This window comes from Streptomyces sp. BE20, from assembly GCF_036322525.1.
In the GTDB taxonomy this organism is placed as follows: Bacteria; Actinomycetota; Actinomycetes; order Streptomycetales; family Streptomycetaceae; genus Kitasatospora.
In genome coordinates, this window is record NZ_JAQYWW010000904.1 from 61,690 (window position 1) to 86,707 (window position 25,018).

At 72.3% G+C, this 25,018-nt stretch carries 20 protein-coding genes, 1 tRNA gene and 1 riboswitch; of the genes, 5 read left to right on the plus strand and 16 right to left on the minus strand.

The genetic code is table 11. The annotated features are described in order from the left end of the window. Positions 1–41: 41 nt before the first annotated feature. The 13 genes from hpnH to PUR61_RS19755 form a co-directional block, all read right to left on the minus strand. A complete protein-coding gene (hpnH, locus tag PUR61_RS19695; RefSeq protein ID WP_329880316.1) occupies positions 42–1,067 on the minus strand; it encodes an adenosyl-hopene transferase HpnH in 1,026 nt (341 codons plus the stop codon). 2 nt (positions 1,068–1,069) lie between these two features. Next, positions 1,070–1,762: a 5'-methylthioadenosine/S-adenosylhomocysteine nucleosidase family protein gene (locus PUR61_RS19700; protein ID WP_329880318.1), complete on the minus strand. Its 693-nt coding sequence runs from the start codon at positions 1,760–1,762 to the stop codon at positions 1,070–1,072. Beyond that, the gene (gene shc / locus PUR61_RS19705) at positions 1,759–3,852 is read right to left on the minus strand and encodes a squalene--hopene cyclase (protein ID WP_329880320.1); all 2,094 of its coding nucleotides are present in this window, start codon (positions 3,850–3,852) and stop codon (positions 1,759–1,761) included. The genes PUR61_RS19700 and shc overlap by 4 nt, the downstream gene beginning before the upstream one ends. Positions 3,853–3,859: 7 nt before the next feature. Then, positions 3,860–4,948 (minus strand): polyprenyl synthetase family protein, encoded by a 1,089-nt coding sequence (locus PUR61_RS19710; protein ID WP_443035200.1) that lies wholly within the window; start codon positions 4,946–4,948, stop codon positions 3,860–3,862. A 155-nt stretch (positions 4,949–5,103) separates the two neighbouring features. After that, a complete protein-coding gene (gene hpnE, locus PUR61_RS19715; RefSeq protein ID WP_329880321.1) occupies positions 5,104–6,540 on the minus strand; it encodes a hydroxysqualene dehydroxylase HpnE in 1,437 nt (478 codons plus the stop codon). A 145-nt stretch (positions 6,541–6,685) separates the two neighbouring features. Further along, positions 6,686–7,543: a presqualene diphosphate synthase HpnD gene (gene hpnD / locus PUR61_RS19720; RefSeq protein WP_329880641.1), complete on the minus strand. Its 858-nt coding sequence runs from the start codon at positions 7,541–7,543 to the stop codon at positions 6,686–6,688. 41 nt (positions 7,544–7,584) lie between these two features. Next, on the minus strand, positions 7,585–8,514 hold the full coding sequence (gene hpnC, locus PUR61_RS19725) for a squalene synthase HpnC (RefSeq protein WP_329880323.1): 930 nt from the start codon (positions 8,512–8,514) through the stop codon (positions 7,585–7,587). A gap of 343 nt (positions 8,515–8,857) precedes the next feature. Beyond that, positions 8,858–9,634: an ABC transporter ATP-binding protein gene (locus PUR61_RS19730; protein ID WP_329880642.1), complete on the minus strand. Its 777-nt coding sequence runs from the start codon at positions 9,632–9,634 to the stop codon at positions 8,858–8,860. Positions 9,635–9,704: 70 nt separating this feature from the next. After that, complete coding sequence (locus PUR61_RS19735) at positions 9,705–10,631, minus strand: ABC transporter permease (protein WP_380362178.1); 927 nt, start codon at positions 10,629–10,631, stop codon at positions 9,705–9,707. A 196-nt stretch (positions 10,632–10,827) separates the two neighbouring features. Further along, positions 10,828–11,673 carry a glycosyltransferase family 2 protein gene (locus tag PUR61_RS19740; protein WP_329880644.1) on the minus strand — a complete coding sequence of 282 codons (846 nt, stop codon included), beginning with the start codon at positions 11,671–11,673 and terminating at the stop codon, positions 10,828–10,830. A gap of 113 nt (positions 11,674–11,786) precedes the next feature. Beyond that, positions 11,787–12,524 (minus strand): CDP-alcohol phosphatidyltransferase family protein, encoded by a 738-nt coding sequence (locus PUR61_RS19745; protein ID WP_329880646.1) that lies wholly within the window; start codon positions 12,522–12,524, stop codon positions 11,787–11,789. 91 nt (positions 12,525–12,615) lie between these two features. Beyond that, the gene (locus PUR61_RS19750; RefSeq protein ID WP_329880327.1) at positions 12,616–13,677 is read right to left on the minus strand and encodes an iron-containing alcohol dehydrogenase family protein; all 1,062 of its coding nucleotides are present in this window, start codon (positions 13,675–13,677) and stop codon (positions 12,616–12,618) included. Beyond that, positions 13,665–14,420 (minus strand): phosphocholine cytidylyltransferase family protein, encoded by a 756-nt coding sequence (locus tag PUR61_RS19755; RefSeq protein ID WP_329880328.1) that lies wholly within the window; start codon positions 14,418–14,420, stop codon positions 13,665–13,667. Before PUR61_RS19755 ends, PUR61_RS19750 begins: the two co-directional genes overlap by 13 nt. Before the next feature lie 458 nt (positions 14,421–14,878). On the opposite strand from PUR61_RS19755, the gene idi reads away from it, so the two are divergent. Next, complete coding sequence (gene idi / locus PUR61_RS19760) at positions 14,879–15,556, plus strand: isopentenyl-diphosphate Delta-isomerase (RefSeq protein ID WP_329880329.1); 678 nt, start codon at positions 14,879–14,881, stop codon at positions 15,554–15,556. Positions 15,557–15,575: 19 nt separating this feature from the next. On the opposite strand, the gene PUR61_RS19765 is transcribed toward idi, so the two are convergent. Beyond that, a complete protein-coding gene (locus PUR61_RS19765; protein WP_329880648.1) occupies positions 15,576–16,055 on the minus strand; it encodes an ATP-binding protein in 480 nt (159 codons plus the stop codon). A 513-nt stretch (positions 16,056–16,568) separates the two neighbouring features. Between PUR61_RS19765 and PUR61_RS19770 the strand changes: the two genes are divergently transcribed. Together PUR61_RS19770 and PUR61_RS19775 are read left to right on the plus strand one after the other, a co-directional pair. Further along, positions 16,569–16,653 (plus strand) — tRNA-Leu (locus PUR61_RS19770). 286 nt (positions 16,654–16,939) lie between these two features. Then, complete coding sequence (locus tag PUR61_RS19775; protein ID WP_443035201.1) at positions 16,940–18,634, plus strand: APC family permease; 1,695 nt, start codon at positions 16,940–16,942, stop codon at positions 18,632–18,634. A 131-nt stretch (positions 18,635–18,765) separates the two neighbouring features. On the opposite strand, the gene PUR61_RS19780 is transcribed toward PUR61_RS19775, so the two are convergent. Further along, complete coding sequence (locus PUR61_RS19780) at positions 18,766–19,767, minus strand: class I SAM-dependent methyltransferase (protein ID WP_329880331.1); 1,002 nt, start codon at positions 19,765–19,767, stop codon at positions 18,766–18,768. A gap of 411 nt (positions 19,768–20,178) precedes the next feature. Further along, positions 20,179–21,636 (minus strand): glycine hydroxymethyltransferase, encoded by a 1,458-nt coding sequence (locus PUR61_RS19785; protein ID WP_329880332.1) that lies wholly within the window; start codon positions 21,634–21,636, stop codon positions 20,179–20,181. Positions 21,637–21,657: 21 nt separating this feature from the next. Continuing rightward, a riboswitch (ZMP/ZTP riboswitch) is annotated at positions 21,658–21,754 on the minus strand. Positions 21,755–22,060: 306 nt separating this feature from the next. Here PUR61_RS19785 and PUR61_RS19790 point away from each other — a divergent pair. After that, complete coding sequence (locus PUR61_RS19790) at positions 22,061–23,101, plus strand: ABC transporter permease (protein WP_329880335.1); 1,041 nt, start codon at positions 22,061–22,063, stop codon at positions 23,099–23,101. Positions 23,102–23,218: 117 nt separating this feature from the next. After that, a complete protein-coding gene (locus PUR61_RS19795; protein ID WP_329880337.1) occupies positions 23,219–24,970 on the plus strand; it encodes an ABC transporter substrate-binding protein in 1,752 nt (583 codons plus the stop codon). The last annotated feature ends 48 nt before the right edge of the window (positions 24,971–25,018 follow it).

Here is a 25,018-nt window from a genome sequence, read left to right on the forward strand (position 1 = left end):
GGGGCGGTACGGCGGTCGCGCCGCCCGCCGACGGTGTGCGCTCAGCGCCTCCGGCCGGAGCCGACGGTCTCGGTCATCGCCCGCAGCGACTCCTTGAGCGAGCCCATGGTGGCGAGGACGGCGGTCGGCTCGTAGCCGCAGTGCGCCATGCAGTTGGCGCAGCGGGCGTCCTTGCCGCGGCCGTACTTGTCCCAGTCGGTCTTCTCGATCAGTTCGCGGTAGGTCGGCACGTACCCGTCGGCCATCAGGTAGCAGGGCCGTTGCCAGCCGAACAGCGAGTAGTTCGGAATGCCCCAGGCGGTGCACTCGAAGTCGACCTTGCCCTCCAGGAAGTCCAGGAAGAGCGGGCTGTGGTTGAGGCGCCAGCGCCGCCGGTTCCCACCGGCGAAGGTCTTGCGGAACAGCTCCCGGGTCTGCTCGACGCCGAGGAAGTGCTCCTGGTCGGGCGCCTTCTCGTAGGCGAAGGCCGGGGAGATCATCATCTCGTCGACCTTGAGGTCGTCGTTGAGGTAGTCGAGCACGTCGATGATGGTCTGCGGGGTGTCGGTGTTGAAGAAGGTGCTGTTGGTGGTGACGCGGAAGCCGCGCCGCTTGGCCTCCTTGATCGCCTCCACCGCCTCGTCGAAGGTGCCCTCCTTGGCCACCGAGGCGTCGTGCCGTTCCCGCAGGCCGTCGATGTGCACGGTGAAGGTGAAGTACGGCGAGGGCGTGAACTTGTCGAGCTTCTTGCGCATCAGCAGCGCGTTGGTGCAGAGGAAGACGTACTTCCGGCGTTCGACCAGCTGCCGGACGATCTCGTCGATCTGCGGGTGCATCAGCGGCTCGCCGCCGGCGATCGAGACCATCGGGGCCCCCGACTCCAACACCGCGCCGACCGCCTGGGCGACCGGCATCCGCTGCTTCAGCACACCTGCCGGATGCTGGATCTTGCCGCACCCCTCGCAGGCCAGGTTGCAGGCGAAGAGCGGTTCCAGTTCGACGATCAGCGGGAATTTGTCGCGCCGCTTGAGCTTTTGTTGCATCAGGTAGGTGCCGACCCGCACGGTCTGGCGCAACGGCATGGCCATGGCTAGCTCGCCTCCTGAGGGAGCGTCGAGGGTGTGGGGTGGTTGAGGGTGCCGGGTGACGGTCGGTCCCGGTCCTGCCGGTTCCGGTGGTGCCAGTCGACCAGCGCGGGCACCGTCGCCCGCAGGGTCCGCCAGGCGCGGACGCCGGCCGGCAGGGTTCCCGGGCGCAGCAGCTCGCGCTCGGGGGTGTCGACCACGACCCGCAGCACGGCGGCGGGCAGGGCGGGGCGCAGCTCGCGGAGCGCGGCCAGTACCGCGACCGCCTCCATGTCGACGGCGAGTGCTCCCTGAAGGTGCAGGGCGCGCCGTTCGAGCCCGCGCACCACGTGGTCGGCGGTGTGGTGCACGCCGGTGTGGGCGGTCAGGCCCCGCTCCCTGAGGGCGCGGGTCAGTGTCGGGCCGGAGTCGACGGCGAAGTGGTTCCCCTCGGCGTCGCGCACCCCGTCCGCGACGATCACGTCCCCGGGCGTCACCCCGGGTGCGACGGCCGCTCCGAAGCCGGCCACCACGACGGCGCCGTAGCCGCCGGGCGCCGCGGTGAGCAGTCGCCGGACAGTGAGCGAGGCCCGGCGCCGGCCGACACCGGTGCGGACCAGGACCGGCGGGCCGCCGGCCGAGCCTCGCCAGTCCCCTCCGCGCAGGGCCCACACCTCGGGGCCGAGCGCGCAGAGGACCAGCAGCGGGGCGGGCTTCACCGGGACGCCCCGATCGTCGGGGTACCGGGGGCGAACCGGCCGGTGGCGGGGCTGCCGTGCAGGTAGCGGCCCAGCGCGGTGACCGGGAAGACCAGCCGGTACAGGTGGTAGTTGATGGAGAAGTCCCACGGGAAGCCGGTGCCGGTGAACTGCGGTTCGTCCCAGGTCCCCTCGGGCAACTGGGTGCGGACCAGCCAGTCGACCCCGCGTTCGACGGCCGGGTTGGCGTGGCCGTCCGGTCCCTCGCCGGCCGCGAGCAGCGCCATCAGCGCCCAGGCGGTCTGCGAGGCGGTGGAGTCGCCGCGCCCGGCCCAGCGCGCCGGGTCCTCGTAGGAGCGCATGTCCTCGCCCCAGCCGCCGTCGGTGTTCTGCCGGTCCTCCAGCCAGCGGACGGCCCGGCGGATCGCCGGGTGCTCGGCGGGCACACCGGCGGCGACCAGCGCGGGCAGCACCGAGCCGGTCCCGTAGATGTAGTTGGTGCCCCAGCGGCCGAACCAGGAGCCGTCGGCCTCCTGGTTGCGCAGCAGCCACTCGACGCCGCGCCGGGTGCGCGGGTCACGGGCCTTGCCGACCTCGGCGAGCATCTCCACCACGTGTGCGGTGACGTCCGCGGACGGCGGGTCGACCACCTCGCCGAAGTCGCAGAACGGCAGCTTGTTCGGCAGGGTGCTGGTGTTGTCGACGTCGAACGCGCCCCAGGCGCCGTTCTTGGACTGCATGCCGAGGTTCCACCGGACGCCCCGGTCGATCGAGCCGCCGACCTTGGCCGGGTCGGGGTGGGCGACCCGGCAGAGCGCGAGCACCACCTCCGCGGTGTCGTCGATGTCCGGGTAGGTGTCGTTCTCGAACTCGAAGGCCCAGCCGCCGGGGGCCAGCGAGGGCCGCTGGACCGACCAGTCGCCGCGCCTGGTGATCTCCTCGCCGATCATCCAGTCGACGGCGGAGACCAGCGCGGGGTGGTCGGGCGGCAGACCCGCGTCGGCCAGCGCGACGGTCGCCAGGCAGGTGTCCCAGACCGGTGACTGGCAGGCCTCCAGCCAGCGCCGGCCGTCCTCGGTGTGGACGGTGAACCGGTCGAAGGAGGAGAGGCCGGCCCGCATCACCGGGTGGTCCAGTTCGTAGCCCTCCAGGTGCAGGGCGATCAGCGAGTAGACGGCCGGCGGCTGGATGCCGCCCCAGCAGCCGTCGGCCTCCTGGCGCTCGACGATCCAGCGGCAGGCCTGGGCGACGGCGAGCTTGCGCAGTGGGCGCAGGGCCCGGCGATGGTAGGCGTGCAGCACCTTGTCCAGGCGTTCGAAGACGCCGTCCCAGGTGGTGGCCCGGGCGAGCGGCCTGACCGGGTACGGGTCGTCCGGGTCGGTGTGCAGCTCGGTGAGCGGGAAGGGGGCCGGACGCACCGGCCGGTGCGCGGAGACCACCGTCAGCGGGACGATGGTCTGCCGTGCCCAGCACCCGAAGGCGTAGATGTTCAGCGGGAGCCACTTCGGCAGGAAGATGATCTCCGGCGGCATCTCGGGCAGCCGCTCCCACGGCCACCAGCCGAAGAGCGCCAGCCAGATCCGGGTGAAGACCCGGGCCCCGGCGATGCCTCCGGCGGAGCGGATCCAGCGGGCGGCGGCCAGCATGTGCGGTGCGTTGGGGTCGTCGCCGGCCAGTTTGAGGGCGACGTAGGCCTCGACGGTGGTGGAGATCTCGGCGGGCCCGCCGTGGAAGGTGGACCAGGTGCCGTCCTCCCGTTGCTGGGAGCGGATCCACTCGGCGGTGGCCTTGGTCTGCTCCTCCGTCCGGATGCCGAGGAACTGCCGGAGCAGTAAGTCCTCCGCGTCCATGGTGACGTTGGTCTCCAGGTCGCCTTTCCACCACCCCTCGGAGCTCTGTAGGGAGAGCAGGTGAGTGGTGGCGCGGGCCAGGGCCTCCTCGGCGGAGGCGGGCTGTTCCTGTTGTTGTTCGGTCCGGCCGGCCTGGCGGGCCGGCGCGGACCCCTCGGGCTGCCGCCGCCCGGCGCTCAGCAGCGCCGGGGGGAGGCCCCCCACCGCGACCGGCTCGGAATCGTACTCAGGGTCGAGCCGGCCGTCCGCGGTTGCTGTCAACGTAACGTCACCTCTCTCGTACCACCACGAATTCGGCGAGTGCGACGAAGTGCTCGCGCACCCCGTCGGGCATGGGCACCTCGTCCAGGGCGGCGAGGGCAGTCGTGTGCTGGCGGCGGGCCTCCTCCCGGGTCCAGTCCCGCCCGCCGGCCTGCTCGATCAGCGCGGCACGGGCGGCCAGCTCGGCCTCGCTCTCCTCGCCGCGCCCCTTGGGGTCGGCGAGCTGCTCGGCCAGTTCGCGCGACGCGGCGCCGCCCTCGGCGAGCGCGGCGGCGACCGGCAGGGACTTCTTGCGCTGGCGCAGGTCGCCCCAGTGCGGCTTGCCGGTCACCTCGGTGGCACCCCAGATGCCGAGCACGTCGTCCACCGCCTGGAAGGCCAGGCCCAGGTGGTGGCCGTACCGCTGGAGGGCGCCCGAGACCCGGTCGTCGGCGCCGGCCAGGACGGCGCCGATCGCCGAGGCGGCGGCGAGCAGGGCGGCGGTCTTGCCGCCCTCCATCTCCAGGCACTCGGCGACGGTGACGCTGTCCCGCTGCTCGAAGGCGACGTCCATCGCCTGCCCGTCGATGAGCCGACGGGTCGCGGTGGTGAGCAGCCGGACGGCGCGCGCGGCATCGGCGGGGCTCGCGCCGCCCGCGGTCGCGGCGTCGAGCAGCACCTCCGTACCGAGCGTGGCCAGAGCGTCACCGACCAGGATCGCCTGGGCCGGACCGAAGACCGTCCAGGCGGTGGCCCGGTGGCGTCTGGTCTCGTCACCGTCCATCAGATCATCATGGAGCAGGGAGAAGTTGTGCACCAGTTCAACAGCGACACCGCCCGGCACACCGGTCTCCGCCGGAGCCCCCGTGGCCCGGGCGGAGAGCAGGGCCAGGGCGGGGCGGACAGCCTTGCCGCCGTCCCCCGCGGCCGGCGTGCCGTCCCGGTCGATCCAGCCGAAGTGGTACGCCGCGACGGTGTCCATCGGCGCCGCCAGACGGGCGACGGCGGCCCGCAGCGGCGGGGTACAGAGCGTGCGGCTGCGGTCGAGCAGCTCCGGCACCGAGACCGGTTCGGCGTGCGCCGTGCCTCCGACGGCAGTGCCGGTGCGTGACTCCACGTGCGTTCCCTCTCCCTGGTGGTGCCGGGCCGCGTGGGACGGCCGGGCGCTGGCGATGTCGATGCGGCCGGTCGGACCGGTGGGGCCGCCGGAACCTGGGGCGTGACCGCCGGGTCTGGCGGGGTCGCCGGGGTCGCCGCCGAGCGGGCCCCGGGTCACCTGGGCCACCTCCCGTCGCCGCGGTCCGCCGGAAGGCGGTGGCCGTCGGCGGCGAGCACGGCGTCGGCGGCGGCATGGCCGCTGCGCACGGCGCCCTCCATGGTCGCGGGCCAGCCGGTGGCCGTCCACGCGCCGGCCAGCAGCAGGCCGGGGACCCCGGTGCGCGGACCGGGGCGCAGCGCCGCCGTCCCGGGAGCCGGGTCGAAGGTGGCGGTGCGCTCGCGGGTGACGAAGAAGTCCAGCACCTCGGCCCCGCCCGCGGCGGGGAGCAGCCGGGCCAGCTCGGGGAGGTACCGGTCGCGCAGCTCCGCGACCGGCAGGTCGATCTCGTCCTGCACGGCGGACTGCGAGAGCGCCAGGTACTGGGCGCCGGGGTGGGCCCGGCCGAGTTCGGTGCCGGCCAGACCGGAGTGCGCGGTGCGGTCGAAGACCCACTGGACCGGCGAGCCGAGTGCGGCGAAGAACGGCTTGCGCAGCACCTTGCGGTCGTAGACCACGTGCACGTTGAGGATCGGCGCGGTGCCGAACTCCGCCAGCCGGGACTGTCCGGGGATCGCGTCGGGCGGCAGCAGGGCGGCGGCCGTGTCCTGGGCGCCGGCCAGCACCACGGTGTCGGCGGCGAGCGGCTCGCCGTCGCCCTCCAGCCGGACGGCGTGCTGCGGCGCGGCCGGCTTGAGCTCCGCCACGCGGGCGCGCAGCAGGACCTTCACCCCGGCCCGCTCCAGTTCGGCGAGCGCCCGGTCGTGGTGGATCGTGCCGAGCGGGACGGTGGCCGTGCCGATGTCGGAGGCACCCGGGTCGGACAGCAGCCCGGTCTTGAACACCATCGCGGCCAGGGCCAGCGACACCTGGTCGGCCCGCGCGTTCAGGGTGGCGACGCCGACCAGGTCCCAGAGGGCGGCCAGGGTCCGCTCGTTCTGCCCCCGGCTGCGCAGCCAGTCACCGAAGGAGACGGCGTCGAGCGCCGGGTCGGCGAGGTCCAGCCGCTGGAGCGCGAGCGCGCCGCGGACCACCCGGGCCCGGTCGAGCGGGCCCAGGTGGGGGTACCGGGCCAGGCTGCCGGCCAGGTGCAACGGGACGGGCAGGGCGGCGCGGCCGAGCCGGCCGAGCGTGCGGATCGGGGCGTCGGCGGGCCCGGAGACGCCCAGCACGGGGACGTCGAGCCGGTCCTGGAGGTGGACCAGCCGGCCGGCGCCGAGCCGGTCCAGCAGGCCCCGGTAGGCGGTGCAGCAGCGCAGGTAGACGTGCTGGCCGTTGTCGACGGTCAGCTCGCCGCGCTGGAAGGAGAAGGCCAGGCCGCCGAGCCGGGGGCGGCCCTCGGCCAGGGTGACCCGGTGGCCGGCCTCGGCCAGCCGCAGCGCCGCGGTGATGCCGGCCAGACCGCCGCCGACCACCACGGCGGCCGGGCGCGCGGCATCGGCTCGCCCGGTCATCGGCCCTCCCCCTCGTGTCCGACGCGCGGCCCGTTCGTGGCCGGTGCGCCCGTGATCAGTACGGTCGTGCCCAACACAGCGGTCAACACGGCTCTACCCATAAGTGATTCCCCGCTGACACAGCGTGACAGAACTGTGGCAAGAATCAAGAACGCCCCCCGGCGAGCCCGGAAAGCGCGACGTACGCCTTCTCCCAGCCCGGCAGCGAGACCCGGCCGCGCAGGACGGACTCCGGGTCCGCCGCGATCCGGCCGAGCAGCCGGTGGTAGATGCCCGCCATCGCGGCCGTGCACGCCCGGCTGCGGCGGTCGAGCATCGGCAGCAGCCGCAGGCCCTCCTCGAAGGCGGCCTGGGCCCTGGCGGCCTCGAACGCGATCAGGCCGGTGAAGTCGGCACCGACCGGCGGCCTGGACAGGGCGAAGCCCTCCTGGCAGCCGAACCGGACCAGGTCCTCGGCGGGCAGGTAGGTCCGGCCGTTCAGGGCGTCCTCGCGCAGGTCGCGGAGGATGTTGGTGAGCTGGAGCGCCAGGCCGAGGGTGTCCGCGTAGCGGGCCCCGCGCTCGGGGTCGTCGCAGCCGTAGACGCCGAGCGAGAGCCGGCCGATCGCCCCGGCCACGCACCGGCAGTAGACCTTGAGCTCCTCGTACGTCTGGTACTCGGCGCCCTTGAGGTCCATCTCGACCCCGTCGATCAGCTCGTCGAAGCCGCCGAGCGGGATCGGGAAGCGCCGCGCGGTGTCCGCCAGGGCCACCTTGATCGGGTCGGTGTCGTCCTCCGCCACCGAGCCGGCCCGGACCTCGTCCAGCAGCTCGCGGGTGCGCAGCAGGGCCTCGGCCTTGCGGTCGGCCGGGAGGTCGCCGTCGCCGATGTCGTCCACCCGGCGCGCCAGCGCGTAGAGGGCCGACATGGCCAGCCGTTTCGGCTCCGGCAGGAGCCGGATCCCGTAGCTGAAGTTGCGGGCCTGCAGCCCGGTCACTGCCTCGCAGTACCGGTACGCCGCCATGACCGGCGCCGACGCCAGTGGTGATGCCGCCACGCGGGCGTTCACCTTCCCTTCGCGAAGATGGCCGCCGCCTTCACTGCGAGGCGGCGCTTGTCAGGCTTCGCCTGCTGGGCGAGTACGTCGTACCCGGCGGCCTCGACGGCCGCCAGGGCCGCGTAGCCGCCGGCGGTGAATCCCGCCAGGAGCAGTCGAAGCCTCCCCCGAACCGTACCCACCAGGGGCGCGCCCCGGTCGAGCAGGGTCCGGGCCCGCTCCGCCTCGAAGGCGATCAGCTCGCGGACCGGGCCGCCGGCGGTCGGCGCAGCGAGGTCGGCCTCGGTCACGCCGAACCGGGCGAGGTCCTCGGCCGGCAGGTAGATCCGCCCGCGGGCGAGGTCCTCGGCGACGTCCTGGATGTGCTCGACGATCTGGAGGCCGCTGCAGACGGCGTCGGAGAGCGCGATCCGTTCGGGGGTGGCGACGTCGGCGAGGGCGAGCACCATGCGGCCCACCGGGTCGGCGGAGAGTGTGCAGTACTCGATCAGGTCCTCGTAGCGGGCGTACCGGGCGGTGGTCTGGTCGACCCGGTTGGCCTCGATCAGCCGGCGGAACGGCTCCGGGGTCAGCCCGTGCCGGTCCAGCAGCGGGACGAGGGAGCGCATCAGGGGGTGCCGCGGGGCCTCGGCGGTCCGGGGGTGCAGGGCGCTCTCGAACGCCCGGTCGAGGTCGTGTTCCAGCCCGTCCAGGAGGGCCAGCCGGAACGCGGTCTCGGCCGGCCCGGGCTGCGCCGAACGGGTCACGGCGGCGGGCGGTCCGGCCACCCCGAGCAGTGCGGCGGTGCCGGCCGGGTCGGCGAGGTCGCCGTCGCCGGCGTCGTCCACCAGCCGGGCGAATCCGTAGACGGCCATCAGGTCGTCGCGCCACGCGGCGGGCAGGAAGAACGGGGCGACCGGGAAGTTCTCCGCGCCCGCCTTGTCCAGGGTCGCCCCCACGGGGCTCTCCGCCGGGGCGCCACCGGGGCGGGACTCACTACTGGGCTGGGCCGAAGCCGACACTGCTGTCACTCCCCCGTTCTACACCGCTCCGCTGATCGGCCCGAGTCGGACACGCGTCCGACCACGGGAGTCACGTCCGGCACACCACCCCCGCGCCTACAGCCTGACACCGTCGGCCGCGCCGGAGAAGAGCGCCTCGCCCGGCGCACGGGGCGCTCACCCGGGCGGCGGCGGGCCACCCGGGGCACGACGGGCGGATCCGGGGCGCACGAACGGCAGGAGGGCCGGCCCCCGGATCACCTCCGGCGGCCGGCCCTCCCTCACGGTCGGGTGTGCGGTGCTACGGGCGCTCGCCGCGCTCGTAGCAGCCGACGACCAGCTCGGTCGGCCCGTCCATGACCAGCTCGCCGTGCTCGATCCAGATGGTCCGCTCGCAGGTCTCGCGGATCGAGGCGTTGTCGTGGCTGACCAGGAAGACCGTGCCCGCGGCGTCGCGCAGCTCCTTGATCCGCTTCTTGCTGCGCGCCTGGAAGGCCTGGTCACCGGTGGCCAGCGCCTCGTCGATCAGCAGCACGTCGTGGGTCTTGGCCGCGGCGATCGCGAACCGGAGCCGGGCGCCCATGCCGGAGGAGTAGGTGCGCATCGGCAGCGAGATGAAGTCGCCCTTCTCGTTGATGCCCGAGAAATCGACGATCTCCTGGTAGCGGCTCTTCACGTCGGCCGGCGACATCCCCATCGCCAGGCAGCCGAGGACGACGTTGCGCTCACCGGTGAGCTCGTTCATCAGGGCCGCGTTCACACCGAGCAGCGAGGGCTGGCCGTTGGTGTAGATGCCGCCGTGCTCGGTCGGCAGCAGGCCCGCGATGGCCGCCAGCATGGTGGACTTGCCGGAGCCGTTGGAGCCGATCAGGCCGATCGCCTCGCCCTTGTACGCGGTGAAGCTGATGCCGCGCACGGCGTGCACCTCGCGCACGCCGGCGGAGCGCTTGCGGCTGATGATCCGGCTCAGCGCGGACGTCGCGCTGCCCTTGCCGGAACCGGCGCCGTGCACCCGGTAGACGATGTGGACGTCGTCGACGACGACGGTGGGCTCGCGGGCCACGTCGGCGTCGAAGATCGGACGGGTCTTGGGCAGGTCGTTCTTGCCCAGCGCGCCCTTGCCCGGCGCGCTCTTGCGCAGGTCGGTGTCAGCCACGGCCGTACTCCTCCTCGGCCTTCCAGAAGAAGACATATCCGATGACCAGCATGCCGACACCCCAGGCGATGCCGTACTTCCACTGGTGCGGCGGGAACTCCAGGAACACCGCTTCGTGCTTGTTGTAGATGACCGGCGCCAGCGCGTGGCGGACCAGGTCGATGTAGACGGAGGCGGGGTTGATCTCCATCACCGTCTGCCAGAACGGCGGCCATTCCTTGATCTTGTCCTGGATGCTGTACATGACGCCGGACAGGAACAGCCAGGCGCGCATCGCGAACGGGATCAGCTGGGAGATGTCGCTGGTCCTGGCGCCGATCCGGGCGAAGATCAGGGCGACACCGGTGTTGAACATCGACTGCAGCAGCAGGGCGGGGATCACCAGCACCCAGGTGCGGCCGGGCGAGACGCCGCTCGCCAGCACCACGACGAACAGCACGACCATCGAGATCATCAGCTGCTGGAGCTGGATCAGGGTGAACGAGATGGGCATCGAGGCGCGCGGGAAGTGCAGCGCCCGGATCAGCCCGAGGTTGTCCGCGATCGCCCGGGTGCCGGACTGCACCGCGTTCTGCGTGAACTGGAAGATGAACACGCCGATGCAGAGCCACGGCACGTAGTACGGGTTGTCGTCCTTGTTGGCCAGGATCTCGCCGAACACCAGGTAGAACACCGCGCAGTTGAGCAGCGGCGTCACGACCTGCCAGACCTGCCCGAGCTTGGCGTCGGTGTACTGGGCCACCAGACGCGCGGTGGCGAAGGCCCAGATGAAGTGGCGCCGGGCCCAGAGCTGCTTGGAGTACGCGAACAGGCCGGGCCGTCTGCCGCTGACCGTCAGGCCGTACTTGTCCGCCAGCTGCTTGGGGGTCAGGCCCGTGTCCGCCCCCCTAGGGGCTGAGAGGCTGACGGGTTCACTCACTGTCGACACATTCGTCCTTCGCGCGGGATCGGGTCGGGGCGAGCCGGTCGGCGGGGGGTCCGCCGGCCTTCCGCCGAGGGGGATCCACTCGGATCTCGGGGGGAGTCCGGCCGGTGCGTGACACCGGCCGCGGCGATCGGCCTGCCGTACGGCTGTACGACCGTCCGATCCGTCTACCGTACGGTCATCGGACAGATCAGATGACCGGGGGTCGGCCCAGCCTGGTCAGTCGCCAAACGGTACGCCATCGCATGGGCCGCCGCGTACCGCAGGGTTCGCGCCAGCCCGCCCGGAACCCGCCGAGCCAGGCCTTCAGCGCCTCGGGGGAGGGGCGGCGGGCCACGGTCAGCAGGAACCAGGTTCCCAGATAGAGAGGCACCAACAGGCCCGGAAGGTTCCGTCTCGCGAGCCAAACCCTGTTCCGGGCCACGTTGTGGAAGTAGGAGGCGTGCCGCGCGGGCGAGGTGGTGGGGTGGTGCAGCACCACGTCGGCCCGGTAGTCGATGGCCCAGCCGGCGTCCACCGCACGCCAGGCGAGGTCGGTCTCCTCGTGGGCGTAGAAGAACTCGGCGGGCAGCTGGCCCGCCTTGTCGAAGACCGCGCAGCGCACCGCGCTGGCACCGCCCAGGAAGGTGGTCACCCGGGACGAGCGCAGCGGGTCGCTGGCGCGCAGCCGGGGCACGTGCCGGCGCTGGGTGACGCCGGTGTCCGGGTCGGCGATCCGGAAGCTCACGATGCCGAGCTCCGGGTCACCGGTGAAGGCCTCGCGCAGCAGGCGGGCCGAGTCGGTGCCGGGCAGCCGGCCGTCGTCGTCCAGGAACAGCACCGCGTCGACGTCCCGGCCGTTGCGGCCGAAGAGCTCGATGCCGACGTTGCGGCCGCCCGGGATGCCGAGGTTCTCCGGCAGCTCGACGGAGCGCACGCCCGCGGGGAGCGGGGGCAGCGGGGCGCCGTTGGCGACCACGGCCAGCTCGACGGCCGGGCCCTGCTGGGCGCGGACCGACTCGATCAGGGCGTTCAGTTCGGCCGGGCGGTTGCCCATGGTGATGATGACCGCGCCGAGCCGGAAGGCGTCCGCGGCGCCCGCGCCGGGGCCCTCCGGGGCGCCCTGGACGTCGCGGGTGTTCGGGGTGTCCCGGTCCACGTTCACGGCGCTCACCGGAGCCTGTTCGACAGGACGATGCTGAGCAGGTGCAGCACGGTCTGCAGCATGGCGATCGAGGCCAGCACGACGACCGCGAGCCGGGTGAAGAAGAGCCCGCCGTGGACGGCGTCCGCGACACCCGCGGCGAGGATGAACAGCGAGGCCTCGACCGCGCCCACCAGCCGGTGGAACTTCAGGAGGGAGGCGGCCCGGCGGGCCTTGGCGACACCGGACGAGCGCGGCACCGCGGCGCTGTCCTCGACCGCCGTCAGGCCGCTGCGGGCCCGGGCCACGTCGACCAGGTCGGTCTCCGACTTGATCAGGATCGCGCCGAGCGCCGCCAGCGTGCCGAGGAACGCCCACTCCCAGTGCGAGGCCGGGCCCTCCCGGTGCAGCAGGTCGGTGCCGCGCAGGCCGAGGCCCGTCAGCAGGGCGGCCTCGGACATGTAGTGGCCGACCCGGTCCAGGTAGACGCCGGTGAGCGAGGTCTGCCGGCGCCAGCGGGCCACCTCGCCGTCCACGCAGTCCAGCAGCAGGTAGACCTGGATGAGCACGGCGGCCAGCACCGCGCCGGCGAGCCCCGGGAGGACCAGCGCGGCACCGGCGAGGACGCCCGTGAGCATCATCAGGTAGGTCAGCCCGTTGGGCGTGATCGCCGTCACGGTGGAGAGCACGCGGGTGATCCGCAGCGAGATGCTCCGCATGTAGAGCCGGCCGGCCCAGTGCTCCGCGCTGCGGCGCTGGAGCATGCCCTCCGGGTGGATCACCGCGCGCAGCTCCTCGATCGAGGGGCGGCGGGTCAGGTCCACCGGCGGCGGCGTGGACCCGGCGGCGGAGCGGTCAGCTGTTGACGGCTTGGACATAGTCGGCGTACGCGTCCCTGATTGCGGAAGGGGAGAGGTCGAGGTGCTCAAGGATGGTGAAGCGGCCCGGGCGGGTGTTCGGAGCGTAGTGCACCGCTTCGGTGAACTCCGCCTCGGTGAAGCCGATCTGAGCGGCGGTCACCGGCAGCCCGTGGTGCGCCAGGCGCTCCACGATCAGACCGGTCAGCTCGCGCTCGCCCCGCAGGAAGCTGGCGAAGGCGGCGCCGAGGCCGACCTGCTCGCCGTGCTGGGCGGACCGCTTGGGATACAGCACGTCCAGGGCATGCGAGATCTCGTGGCAGGCGCCCGACGAGGGCCGGGTACTGCCGGCGATGTTCATCGCGATGCCGGACAGTACCAGTGCCTCGGCCAGCGCGGTGAGGAGGTCCTGATCCTGGAGGCTTCCTGGGTGCCGCAGCAGGTTCTCACCGGCCGAGCGGGCCATCGCGACGGCCAGTCCGTCGACCGGCTCACCGGTCTCGACGTGCGACAGCTCCCAGTCGGCGCAGGCCGAGATGTTGGAGACGACGTCGCCGATGCCGGCCGCGACGAACCGTGGCGGGGCGTCCCGGATCACGTCCAGGTCGATCACGATGCCGATCGGGCTGGGCACCCCGTAGGAGCCCCGCCCTGCGTCGTTGTCGAGGGTGGAGACGGGCGAGCAGATGCCGTCGTGGGCCAGGTTGGTGGGGACCGAGACCAGCGGCAGGCCGACCCGGGCCGCGGCGTACTTGGCGGCGTCGATGATCTTGCCGCCGCCCAGGGCCACCATGGTGTCGTAGTGACCGCCGCGCATCGCGTCCGCCAGCCGCACCGCACTGTCGATGCTGCCGTCGTCGACGTGGTACCAGTCGGCGCCGGGCAGCGCCGGCTCCAGCCGGGTGCGCAGCACCGTGCCCGAGCCGTTGCTGATCGCCACCGCGATCCGGCCCGAGGCGGAGAGGCGCTGGTCGGCGAGGATGCCGCCGAGCGCACCGAGCGCGCCCGGGCGGATCTCGACGAAGACCGGCGACGGCACCAGCCGGGTCAGTACTGGCACGCGATCTCCCGCGCCTTGGCCAGGTCGTCGTGGTTGTCGACCTCGACCCAGGACACCTCGCCGATCGGCTGGACGTCGATCCGCAGGCCGCGGTCGACCATCTCCTGGTAGCCGTCCTCGTAGTAGAGCTGCGGGTCGCGCTCGTAGGTGGCGCGCAGCGCGTCGGTGAGGTCGGCGGCGGCGGCCGGGTTGATGACGGTGACGCCGATGTACTCACCGGTGGCCTCGGCCGGGTCCATCAGCTTGGTGATCCGGCGCACGCCGGTGGCCGGGTCGACGACGACCTTCATCTCCTCGTCGGCGAGCTTCTTCACCGTGTCGAGGGCGAGCAGGATGCCCGGGGCGCGGCCCTCGGCGGTCAGCCGCTCGTTGCCCTCCAGCATGGTGCGCTGCACCGAGACCGGGTGGACGGTGTCGCCGTTGGCGAGCAGCAGGCCCTCGGCGAAGAGGTCGCGGGCGCACCAGAGCGAGTAGGCGTTGTTCCACTCCTCGGCCTTGTCGTTCTCGACCAGGGTGAGCCTGACGCCGTACTTCCGCTCCAGGGCCGCCTTGCGGTCGAGGACCGCCTCCTTGCGGTAGCCGACGACGATCGCGGCGTCGCGCAGGCCGATCTCGGCGAAGTTCCCGAGGGTGAGGTCCAGGACGGTCCGCTCCCCGTCGACCGGCACCAGTGCCTTCGGCAGGGTGTCGGTGTACGGGCGCAGCCGGCGGCCGGCGCCGGCTGCCAGAACGAGGCCGATCATGCGGTTCTCCTGATCCGTCGTGCTGTGCGCTACCGCGCCGGTTACCGGTCCGCGGGACGGCGGGGCCGGCCCCTTCGGGTGGCGCGCCCGGGGCCGCCGAGGTGCGGCCGCCGTGTCCTATGTGATGGTAGGCGACCGCGACGACCAGCCCGAACGCGGCCGGGGGGCTGTGCGGCACGGTGCGCGGGTGCCGCGCGGGGCGCGGTGAAGAAGGGGTGACGCCCAGGTGCGCGTTCCCGTACGGCCGGGCCACCTGATCGAACGAGAGTCGAACAGGTTCCGAACGACTCTGCTATTCCCATGCCCTCAGGCGGCCCGGAACGGGTCGGGGGCGGTCCTGATCCGGCCGGTTGTGCGTGGGACCCCCTTGGGAGTGCCACCCGTACGGCAGACTTGACCGCGACGCCACCGGTGCCGTGGTTGCTCCCATTGCTCCCGAAGCTTCCGAAAGAGGCCTCATGCCCCAGAGTCTGCCGACCGATCCGACGCGCTTCGCCTCGGACACCACGGAGATCGGGACCGGTCTCGACACCGGCCTCGACACCGGTCTCGATGTGGAGACCGACGTGGCGACCGGCGCGGAGGCCGTCGGTGCCCCCGCCGAGATCCTGCTGGAGCTGGTCGACGACGAAGGCGTGACCATCGGCACCGCCGAGAAGCTCTGGGCCCACCAGCAGCCGGGACGGCTGCACCGCGCGTTCTCGGTGTTCCTCTTCGACCGCCAGGGCCGGCTGCTGCTCCAGCGCCGGGCCCTCGGCAAGTACCACTCCCCCGGCGTCTGGTCGAACACCTGCTGCGGCCACCCGTACCCCGACGAGCCGCCGTTCGTGGCCGCTGCCCGGCGGACCGCGGAGGAGCTGGGAGTCGCCCCGGCACTGCTCTGCGAGGCGGGCACGGTCCGCTACGACCTGCCGGACGAGGCGTCCGGGCTGATCGAGCGCGAGTGGAACCACCTGTTCGTCGGCCTGGTCACCGAGCCGGTCCGGCCGAACCCCGACGAGGTGGACGACTACGCCTTCGTCACGGCCGCGGAGCTGCGCGAGCTGGAGGCGGACCGGCCGTTCTCGGTGTGGTTCCGGACCGTCTTCGAGGCCGCGCTGCCGGGGATCCGGGAGATCGCCGGGAACGACTGGTAGGACGGACGCCCGGCCCGCCTCAGCGCTCCGGGTCCCTCCGGGGGAGCGGCAGCGAGGCCCAGATCACCTTGCCGCCCTCCCCCGCCTGCTCGACGTCGCACACCCCGCCGGCCTGCAGCGTGATGCTCTTCACCAGCAGCAGGCCGCGCCCGCCGGTCCGGCCGGTGTCGGTCTCCAGCGCCTTCGGCCGGTACGGGTCGCCGTCCTCGACGGAGACCCGCACCCAGCCGTCCTGGACGGCCAGTTCGGTGGTGACCTCCGGTGACAGTTCTGCGGCGTGCGTCACCGCGTTGCCGACCAGCTCGGAGACGATCAGCAGGACGTCGTCCACCAGCTCCTGGTAGCGGATCTCCGCCATGCCCTGGGCCAGCAGCCGGTCCCGCACCGCGTGCCGGGTCCGCGGCACCGAGGCCTGCTCGGCCGGCACGGTGAACCGCCACACTCCCTCGGCGGGCCCGTCCTGGGCCCGGGCCTTCGCCGCCGCCCCGGCCCGCGCCACCGTGGCCGCTCCCGCCTGCGCCACGGCGGCGAGGACCGCTCCGGCCTCCAGGATCGCGGTGGCGAGCACCGCGCCGGTGTCCCGGACCGCCCCGTCCGCGCAGGCCGGCCCGCTCCCGGCATCGGCCGCCCCGGTCTCCACCTCCGGCCCGACCCCTGTCTCTTCCTCGCTGGTCTGCTCCACGTCCAGCCGCCCTTCGTCCGCGACCCCGGGAATCAGGCGTTCCGCTCATGGCGCCCTCGATCCACAGAGGCTAGGAGAGCCGCCCCCGGGACCGGGGCACCGTCGACAACTTGCCCGTGTCGGATCGCTCCAGCCCGCTTCCGACCGTTCGCCACCCCTGAACCGACCGTTTACCGCCCTCGAACCACCGCTTCGCGCACATCCGCGACCCGTCCCCGTCACCCCGCCCATCCCCACCGGGGAAACGCAGGTGAGAAGCACTCCGAGAGCCTGGTAATGTTCTCTCTGTCGCCGAGGGGGCGCCGAGAAAGCCCCCGAAGCACACACCCTGTCCGGGTGGCGGAATGGCAGACGCGCTAGCTTGAGGTGCTAGTGCCCTTTATCGGGCGTGGGGGTTCAAGTCCCCCCTCGGACACCGCGAATTCCCCCGGAGAACTCGAAAGAGTTCTCCGGGGGAATTTCTTTTTCCCGGGTGCGTTTACGGCCCGGACTTCCGGCCCACGTTTCCGGCCCGGATTTCCGGCTGCCCGTCCCGCCGGGACCCCCGCCGGAAGCCCGGTGCGACCCCCGCCGAATGTCCGACGACCGGACACGGGACGGCAACGATCGGACGATTTGCGGTAAATCTGAGGCCGATCTGAGGTTTGGTCCGATTTCGCCCCATAAGCTGCTGTCCGTTTGTGCGTATACCCGATGAGCAGATGAGACAGAGGACCGATACGTTGAGTGAGCGCGAGTCGACGACGGCATCCCATCAGAACTACCGCCGCTCGCTCGGCACCATCAGCCTCACAGCCGTCGGGCTGGGGTCGATCATCGGCTCGGGCTGGCTGTTCGGCGCCGAACGGGCCGCCCGGCTGGCCGGGCCGGCGTCGATCGTCGCGTGGGTGATCGGAGCCGCCGTCGCGCTGACCATCGCCCTCACCTACAGCGAGCTCGGGTCGATGTTCCCCAAGGCCGGCGGAATGGTGCGGTACGGGCAGTACTCGCACGGCTCGCTGGCCGGCTACCTGGCCGCCTGGGCGAACTGGATCGCCATCGTCTCGGTCATACCCGGCGAGGCGACCGCCTCGGTGCAGTACATGAGCTCCTGGGACTTCGGCTGGGCGAAGGACCTGTACGACGGGAAGGAGCTCTCCCTCAGCGGTGTGGCGCTCGCGAGCGTCCTGCTGGTCGGCTACTTCGCCCTGAACTGGTTCGCCATCACGCTGTTCGCCAAGACCAACACGGCGATCACCGTCTTCAAGGTCGTCGTCCCGACACTCACCGCCGGTGCGCTCCTGCTCGCCCACTTCGACACCGCGCACTTCACCGACCACGGCGGCTTCGCGCCGAACGGCTGGAGCGCCGTGTTCACGGCGGTGGCCGTCTCCGGCATCGTCTGGGCGTTCAACGGCTTCCAGTCCCCGCTCAACCTCGCCGGCGAGGCCCGCAACCCCGGCAAGTCGCTGCCCAAGGCCGTGATCGGCTCGATCCTGATCGCCCTGGTCATCTACGTCGCCCTGCAGATCGCCTTCCTCGGCGCCATCCCGTCGGCGGACCTGGCGAACGGCTGGAGCAACCTCGGCTACACCTCGCCGCTGGCCGACCTGGCCATCGCCTGGGGCCTCAACTGGCTCGCACTGCTGCTGTACGCGGACGCCTTCGTCTCCCCCAGCGGCACGGGCATGATCTACGCCGCCACCACCTCGCGGATGATCCACGGCGTCCAGGAGAACGGCCACCTGCCGTCCCTGTTCGGGCGGGTGGATCGCAGGACCGGCATCCCCCGCCCGGCGCTGGTGCTCAACCTCGTGGTCGCCTTCGCCTTCCTCGCGGTCTTCCGCGGCTGGGGCTCGCTCGCCGAGATCGTCTCGGTGGCCACCGTGATCTCCTACGTCACCGGCCCGGTCGCGGTGATGGCGCTGCGCCGCCTGGCCCCCGAGCTGCCCCGCCCCGTCCGGCTGCGCGCCATGCCCGTGATCGCCCCGGTCGCCATGGTCTTCGGCTCGCTGGTGCTCTACTGGGCCCGCTGGCCCCTGACCGGCAAGGTCATCCTGCTGATGGCCGCCGGCCTGCCGATCTGGGCCTGGTACGAGCTGCGCAAGCCGTTCTCCGAGCTGAAGCCGCACCTCAAGGCCGGCGCCTGGATGATCGCCTACCTGTTCGTGATGGCCGGCGTCTCGTGGGCCGGCTCCACCGAGTTCGGCGGCGAGGGCTACCTCCCCGGGGGCTGGGACCTCCTGGTCGTCGCCGCGATCGGCCTGACCTTCTACGCCTGGGGCGTCCGCAGCGCCTGGGCCAACCCCTCCCTCGACGCCGTGAAGCGCGAACTCGCCGCCGAGGCGGAGGCCGGCGGGACCGGGGGAACCGAAGCCGAACCGCCGCACCGAACGGCCCAGCCCTCCCGGGCCTGAGGCACCGGGCGCTGCGGGCCCCCGTGTGCCGCGCGAAAGCGCCGGCCGGGATTCTTTCCGGCCGGCGCTTTCGCGCTCTGCTGTGCGGGGCGCCGGGTTCGTCGGGGTGGTCCTGCGCCGGGGTGCGGCGGTCAGCCGCGGCGGGCGCGGCGGATGGCGGAGGTGACGACCGGCGGGAGGAGGTCGCCCGCGACGCGCTTGGCCACGTTGGCCGGGCGGCGGCGTTCGGCGGCGAGGGCCCGGCGTTCGGTCAGGTCCAGCACGGCCGCCCGGCGCTCCAGTTCCGCCTCGTGGAGGGCCTCGTGCGCGGCCCGTTCGGCCTCGCGGCGTTCGGCCTCGACGGTGAGTCGGGCGTGGTGACGCGAGACCGGGGACGGGGCGGCGCCCTCCGCGCTGCCGCCTATCCGCACCAGCCGGTGCCCGGCGAGCGCCTCGCTGGTGATGGCGCAGTGCGGGAGGGTGCCGCGCCGGGCGAGCAGGTCGAGCCGGGCGGGCTCCGGGTCGCCCCAGGTGCCGTAGAACTTGCTGTCGGTGAGCACGATCGGCTTGAGGCCGTGGTTGAACAGGGCCTCCCAGGTGGCGGCCGCGACGCCGGGGGTGTGCGCCGAGCGGTAGTCGTCGACGGCCACCACCCCTTGCGGGGCCAGCGCCGTACGGGCCACGTCGAGGTCGGAGGCCGCGTGCTCGTAGAGGTGCGAGGCGTCGATGTGGACGAAGCGGAAGGTGCCGGCCGGGAGGCGGCCGCCGGCCAGCACGGAGGTGGACGCCTGGACGATCTCCGGCAGCCTGTCGTGGAAGGACAGGTAGTTGGTCTCGAACGCGGTCCGGGTGAGCGACCGCCGGTAGGACATGTCCATCTCGGCGGCGTTCTCGACGTCCGGGGCGTCCGAATCGAAGAGGTCACAGACCGTGAACGTCTCGCCGGGTTGCAGGTGGGAGCCGATCACGATCGCGCTGCGCCCCAGGTAGGCGCCCATTTCCAGCAGGTCGCCGGTGAGACCTGCGGCTTCCTGCCGGCCGAGGAACCACTCGAAGAGATGACGGTCATGGTCCCAGAACCAGCCGGGGACGTCGTCGAGCACGGCGGGCTCGGTGAGCGGGTGCTGCTCGGTGCCGAGTGCGGTGTCGGTCACGAGGTGGCTCCTTACACGGTACGACCGACCGTCGGCCGCGCTCCCCGTCTCCGGGCGCGCTGCTGCCGGTCGGTGACGGGTCTCCGCCGGTTCACCGCCCGGGACGGACGGCGGACCGGGCGCGCGAACGCGGCTCAACCTGCCGCAAACGGTAGCCCCGGTACCCGAGCTCGCTGCAATCTACCGGTCACCGAACGGAGTTGGAGAGAGCCCGGAGCAAAGTATTTCGCCGCCCGGCGATTCTGTGGAAGGACCTGATCGGAGATGTTCGGGGGGCGGAGGAGCGTTCATCCATACTGCCGTCCAGGTGTCCGATTTGTCATCATCACGGAGATGATCTCCGCCCACGGCGCCAGGGGCGGGGTGCGGCGGCGGGGTGCGGGGGTCGCCCCCGCACCCCGGCGCGGGCGACTACGCCAGGTCGACGCCCGGGTAGAGCGGGAAGCCGGCGAGGAGGTCGGCGGCGCGCTTGGCGATGCCGTCGGCGACGGCGGGGTCCAGGACGTACTGGGCCTTGGAGGGGGCGCCCGCGGCGGTGGTGGCCGGGGTGGTCGACCGCAGCACGGTGTCGATCAGGGCGGCGATCTCGTCCATCTCGGCGACACCCAGGCCGCGCGTGGTGAGCGCGGGCGTGCCGATCCGGACGCCGGAGGTGTACCAGGCGCCGTTCGGGTCCTGCGGCACGGAGTTGCGGTTGGTGACGATGCCGGAGTCGAGGAGCGCCGCCTCGGCCTGGCGACCCGTCAGGCCGTGGCCGGAGACGTCGGCGAGGACGAGGTGGTTGTCGGTGCCACCGGTGACCAGCGTGCCGCCGCGCCGCAGCAGGCCCTCGGCGAGCGCCTGGGCGTTGTCGACGACCTGGCGGGCGTAGGTCCGGAACTCCGGGCGGCGGGCCTCGGCGAACGCGACCGCCTTGGCCGCCATGACGTGCGAGAGCGGGCCGCCGAGGACCAGCGGGCAGCCGCGGTCGACGTGCTCGGCCAGCTCGGCGGTGCAGAGCACCATGCCGCCGCGCGGGCCCCGCAGCGACTTGTGAGTGGTGGTGGTGACGATCTGGGCGTGCGGGACCGGGTCGTGGTCGCCGGTGAGCACCTTGCCCGCGACCAGGCCGGCGAAGTGCGCCATGTCGACCATCAGGGTCGCGCCGACCTCGTCCGCGATCTCGCGCATCACGCGGAAGTTGACCAGCCGCGGGTAGGCGGAGTAGCCCGCCACCAGGATCAGCGGGCGGAACTCACGGGCGGTGGCGCGCAGCGCGTCGTAGTCGATCAGGCCGGTGACCGGGTCGGTGCCGTAGCTGCGCTGGTCGAACATCTTGCCGGAGATGTTGGGACGGAAGCCGTGGGTGAGGTGACCGCCGGTGTCCAGGGACATGCCGAGCATCCGCTGGTTGCCGAGCTCCTGGCGCAGCAGGGCCCAGTCCTGCTCGGTGAGGTCGTTGACGTTGCGGACCTGGGCACGCCGGAGGGCGGGGCTCTCCACCCGCTGGGAGAGGACGGCCCAGAACGCGGTCAGGTTGGCGTCGATGCCCGAGTGCGGCTGGACGTAGGCGTGCTCGGCGCCGAACAGGGCGCGGGCGTGCTCGGCGGCGATGCTCTCGACGGTGTCGACGTTGCGGCAGCCCGCGTAGAAACGCCGGCCGACCGTGCCCTCGGCGTACTTGTCGCTGAGCCAGTTGCCCATCGCGAGCAGGACGGCCGGGGAGGCGTAGTTCTCGCTGGCGATGAGCTTGAGCGAGGCACGCTGGTCGTCGATCTCCTGGCCGATGGCGGCGGCGATCCGCGGTTCGACCTCGCGGACGACGTCGAGGGCCGATCGGAACGCCGTGTTGGCGGAGGGGGTGGCGGCCGTGTGGGGCTGCTGGGCCATGACGGTCTCCTGGGAGGAGGTTCGGGGGGCCCAGGCGCTCGGCGACTTGACGTGATTCGGCACGGGGCCGCTTCCCGATGGTCGATTCCATCCGTGCGCGCCAGTCGCGGCCCGCCGGAATCGTATCAACGCCGCCGCTCCTGTGTCGGAGATCTCAAAATGCGGGACGACAGCGGACATGACATGACTTTTGTCCGCTTATGTCCGTTCTACTGCTACGGCAGTATTGCGGCGGAATGAAGCCGCCGCCATTCCCGCAACAAAGCCGACGGCAGGCCCGGGGAATGATTTGCGGAACTCCCTCGGTATCCGATCTGATGGCGCTCGGCGGCCCACCGGGAAACCCCCGGACCGGCCGCCCGGAAATGCACGTCAGCGCACCCTCACCCACGGGGCGGCGGAGAATTCGGGGAGTACGCCTCTCATGGCAGTGGTCGAACCAGTCGCAGGACCCGCCGCGGAGCCGGCCCCCCGGACGCCGCCCACGGCGCCCACCCGGTCGGGCTCCCAGGATCCCGGCCCGGCGCCGGACCGGGCGCCCGCCCCCGCGAGCCTGCTGCGGCGCGTCTGCCGCGACCGCACGGGAGCCGTCTCCCTCGCCGTCGTCCTCCTCTTCCTCCTGCTCGCCGTCGCGGCCCCGCTGATCGCCGCGCTGTACGGCAAGAACCCGACCGAGCACTACGGCCAGAACACTCCCGGCCTGCTCAGCGACGGTGGCCTGCCGGTCGCGCCCAACGGCGGCATCTCCGGGGAGTTCTGGTTCGGCCTGGAGCCCGGGCTCGGCCGCGACGTGCTCACCCAGCTGCTCTACGGCATCCGAACCTCGCTGCTGATCGCCTTCGTCGCGGCCGCCGTCACCACCACCCTCGGGGTGCTGGCCGGGGTCGCGGTGGGCTACCTCGGCGGGATCACCGACCGGCTGTTCGGCTTCCTCTCCAACGTCCTGCTGGCATTCCCGACGCTGCTCCTGCTGCTCGCGATCAGCCCGGTGATCCAGTCCCGGCTGGTCGATCCCGGCACCGCGGAACCCGACTGGATGCAGTTCCTCGTCCTCATCCTGGTGTTCTCCGCGTTCGGCTGGATTCCGCTGGCGCTTTCCCTTCGCGCCACCGTCAGATCGCTCCGGGAAAGGGATTTTGTGCAGTCCGCACGGGCGATGGGAGCGAGCGGATTCCATATCGTCTTCCGTGAACTCCTGCCGAATGTCCGGGCGCAGCTGCTGGTGCACGCCACCATGGCGGTGCCGACGTTCGTCGCCTCCGAGGCGGTGCTGTCGTTCCTCGGTGTCGGGATCAACGAGCCGATCCCGGACTGGGGCCGGATGATCTCCCGCGGCTCCGAGGTCTTCCAGGCCGATCCGACGTACATGTTCTTCCCCGGCATCGCGCTGCTGCTGTTCGTCCTCGCCTTCAACCTGCTCGGCGACGCCGTCCGGGACGCGCTGGACCCGCGCAGCGCCCGCTGAGGCGGCCGGTCCCCGACCGCTCGCCGCCGGCCGTCCGCCCGGCCCTCCCCGACCTTCCTCCCTTTTTTCGCCGTTCACCTATCCGCCCCGGGCCCTCGGGGCAAGGAGAGATTCGCCATGCGCTGGATCAGACCGTCCCTCGCCGTCGTCGCGACCGCCCTGCTGGCGACCTCCTGCTCGGCCGGCGCGGGCTCCACCTCCACCGGCACCGCCGCCTCGCCGAAGGACACCTCGCCGCTGACCGCCGCGCTCGGCACCGAGAAGGAGAGCGCCGGACCGGCCCCCGCCGTGCCCGGTGCCCGCGCGGGCGGCACGGTGAACGTCTACAACGCGACCGACTTCCGCCACCTCGACCCGCAGAAGGTGTACGCGGGCGCCGCCTACAACACCTCGCTGCTCTGGGGCCGCCAGCTCACCCAGTACCAGGTGGTGGACGGCAAGGCGAAGCTGGTCGGCGACCTCGCCACCGACACCGGCACCCCCGCCGACGGCGGCCGCACCTGGACGTACAGGCTGAAGGAGGGAGTGGCCTGGGAGGACGGCCAGCCGATCACCTCCCAGCAGGTCAAGTACGGCATCCAGCGCAGCTTCGGCAAGGGCTACGAGGTCGGCCCGCCGTACTGGCCGCAGTGGCTCACCGGCGAGGCGAGCTACGACGACGCCCGCAAGAAGTACGGCGGCCCGCAGGACGGCGACCTCGCCGCGATCGAGACGCCGGACGACCGCACCATCGTCTTCCACTTCCCGCAGCCGCAGGCCGACGTGCCCTACATGGCCGCCCAGTCCTCCTCGTCCCCGGTGCGCAAGGACAAGGACACCGGCACGGACTACGACCGGCTGCCCTACTCCAGCGGCCCGTACCGGATCGTCGAGCACGTCCAGAACACCCGCCTGGTCCTGGAGCGCAACCCGCACTGGAAGCCGGAGAGCGACCCGATCCGCAACCAGTACCCGGAGAAGTTCGTCTTCACGTTCGGCAAGGAAGCGCTCAACATCAACCAGGAGATCCTCTCCGGGCGCGACGGCGGAGCGGACGCGACCACGGTCGCCACCCAGCTCTCCCCCGAGCTGTACCAGACCGTGGACACCGACCCGAAGGCCAAGGAACTGGTCGTCTCGGGCCGGCAGGGCGCCTTCGTCACCCAACTCGTGATCAACAACGAGCGGGTGGCCGACGTCGAGGTCCGCAGGGCCCTCCACCTCGCCTACCCGCGCCAGCAGGCCCGCCAGGTGCAGGGCGGCACCCGGGCCGGCGAACTCGCCACCACGCTCAGCTCCCCCGCGCTCGTCGACTGGCAGAAGTACGACCTGGACCCGGCCAAGCCGGAGGGCGACCCGGACGCCGCCAAGGCCACCCTCGCCAAGGCCAAGCAGGCCCCCGCCTCGCTCACCTACGCGTACGCCAACACGCCCAACGGGCAGCGGGTCGCCCAGGTCCTGGTCGACGGCTTCGCCAAGGCCGGCATCACCGTCGTGCCCAAGCCGATCGACCCCAAGGCGCTGCTGGACGAGACGCACCGCGCCGACTCCCCCTACGACCTGTGGGAGGAGACCAGCTCGGTCGACTGGCCGACGCCCTCCACGCTGATCCCGTTCTCCTTCGACGGCCGCGCCAACAGCGACCTCAACTCCGCCCGCTACCGCAACGCCGAGGTCGACAAGGAGATCGACCGGATCAACCAGATCGGCGAGCCGCGCCAGAAGGCCAAGGAGCTGTACGCGCTGGAGCAGACCGTGATGAAGGAGCTGCCGGTCCTGCCGTTCGCCTACCCGAACATGAACCAGCTGCGCGGCGCCAACGTCGGCGGGACGTTCATCCACCCGATCTACGGCTCGGTCAGCCTGGCCTGGGTCTACCTGAAGTCCTGACGCCCCGAAGTCCCCGGCGGCCCCGCCCGCCGCGCCGTGCACCGCACG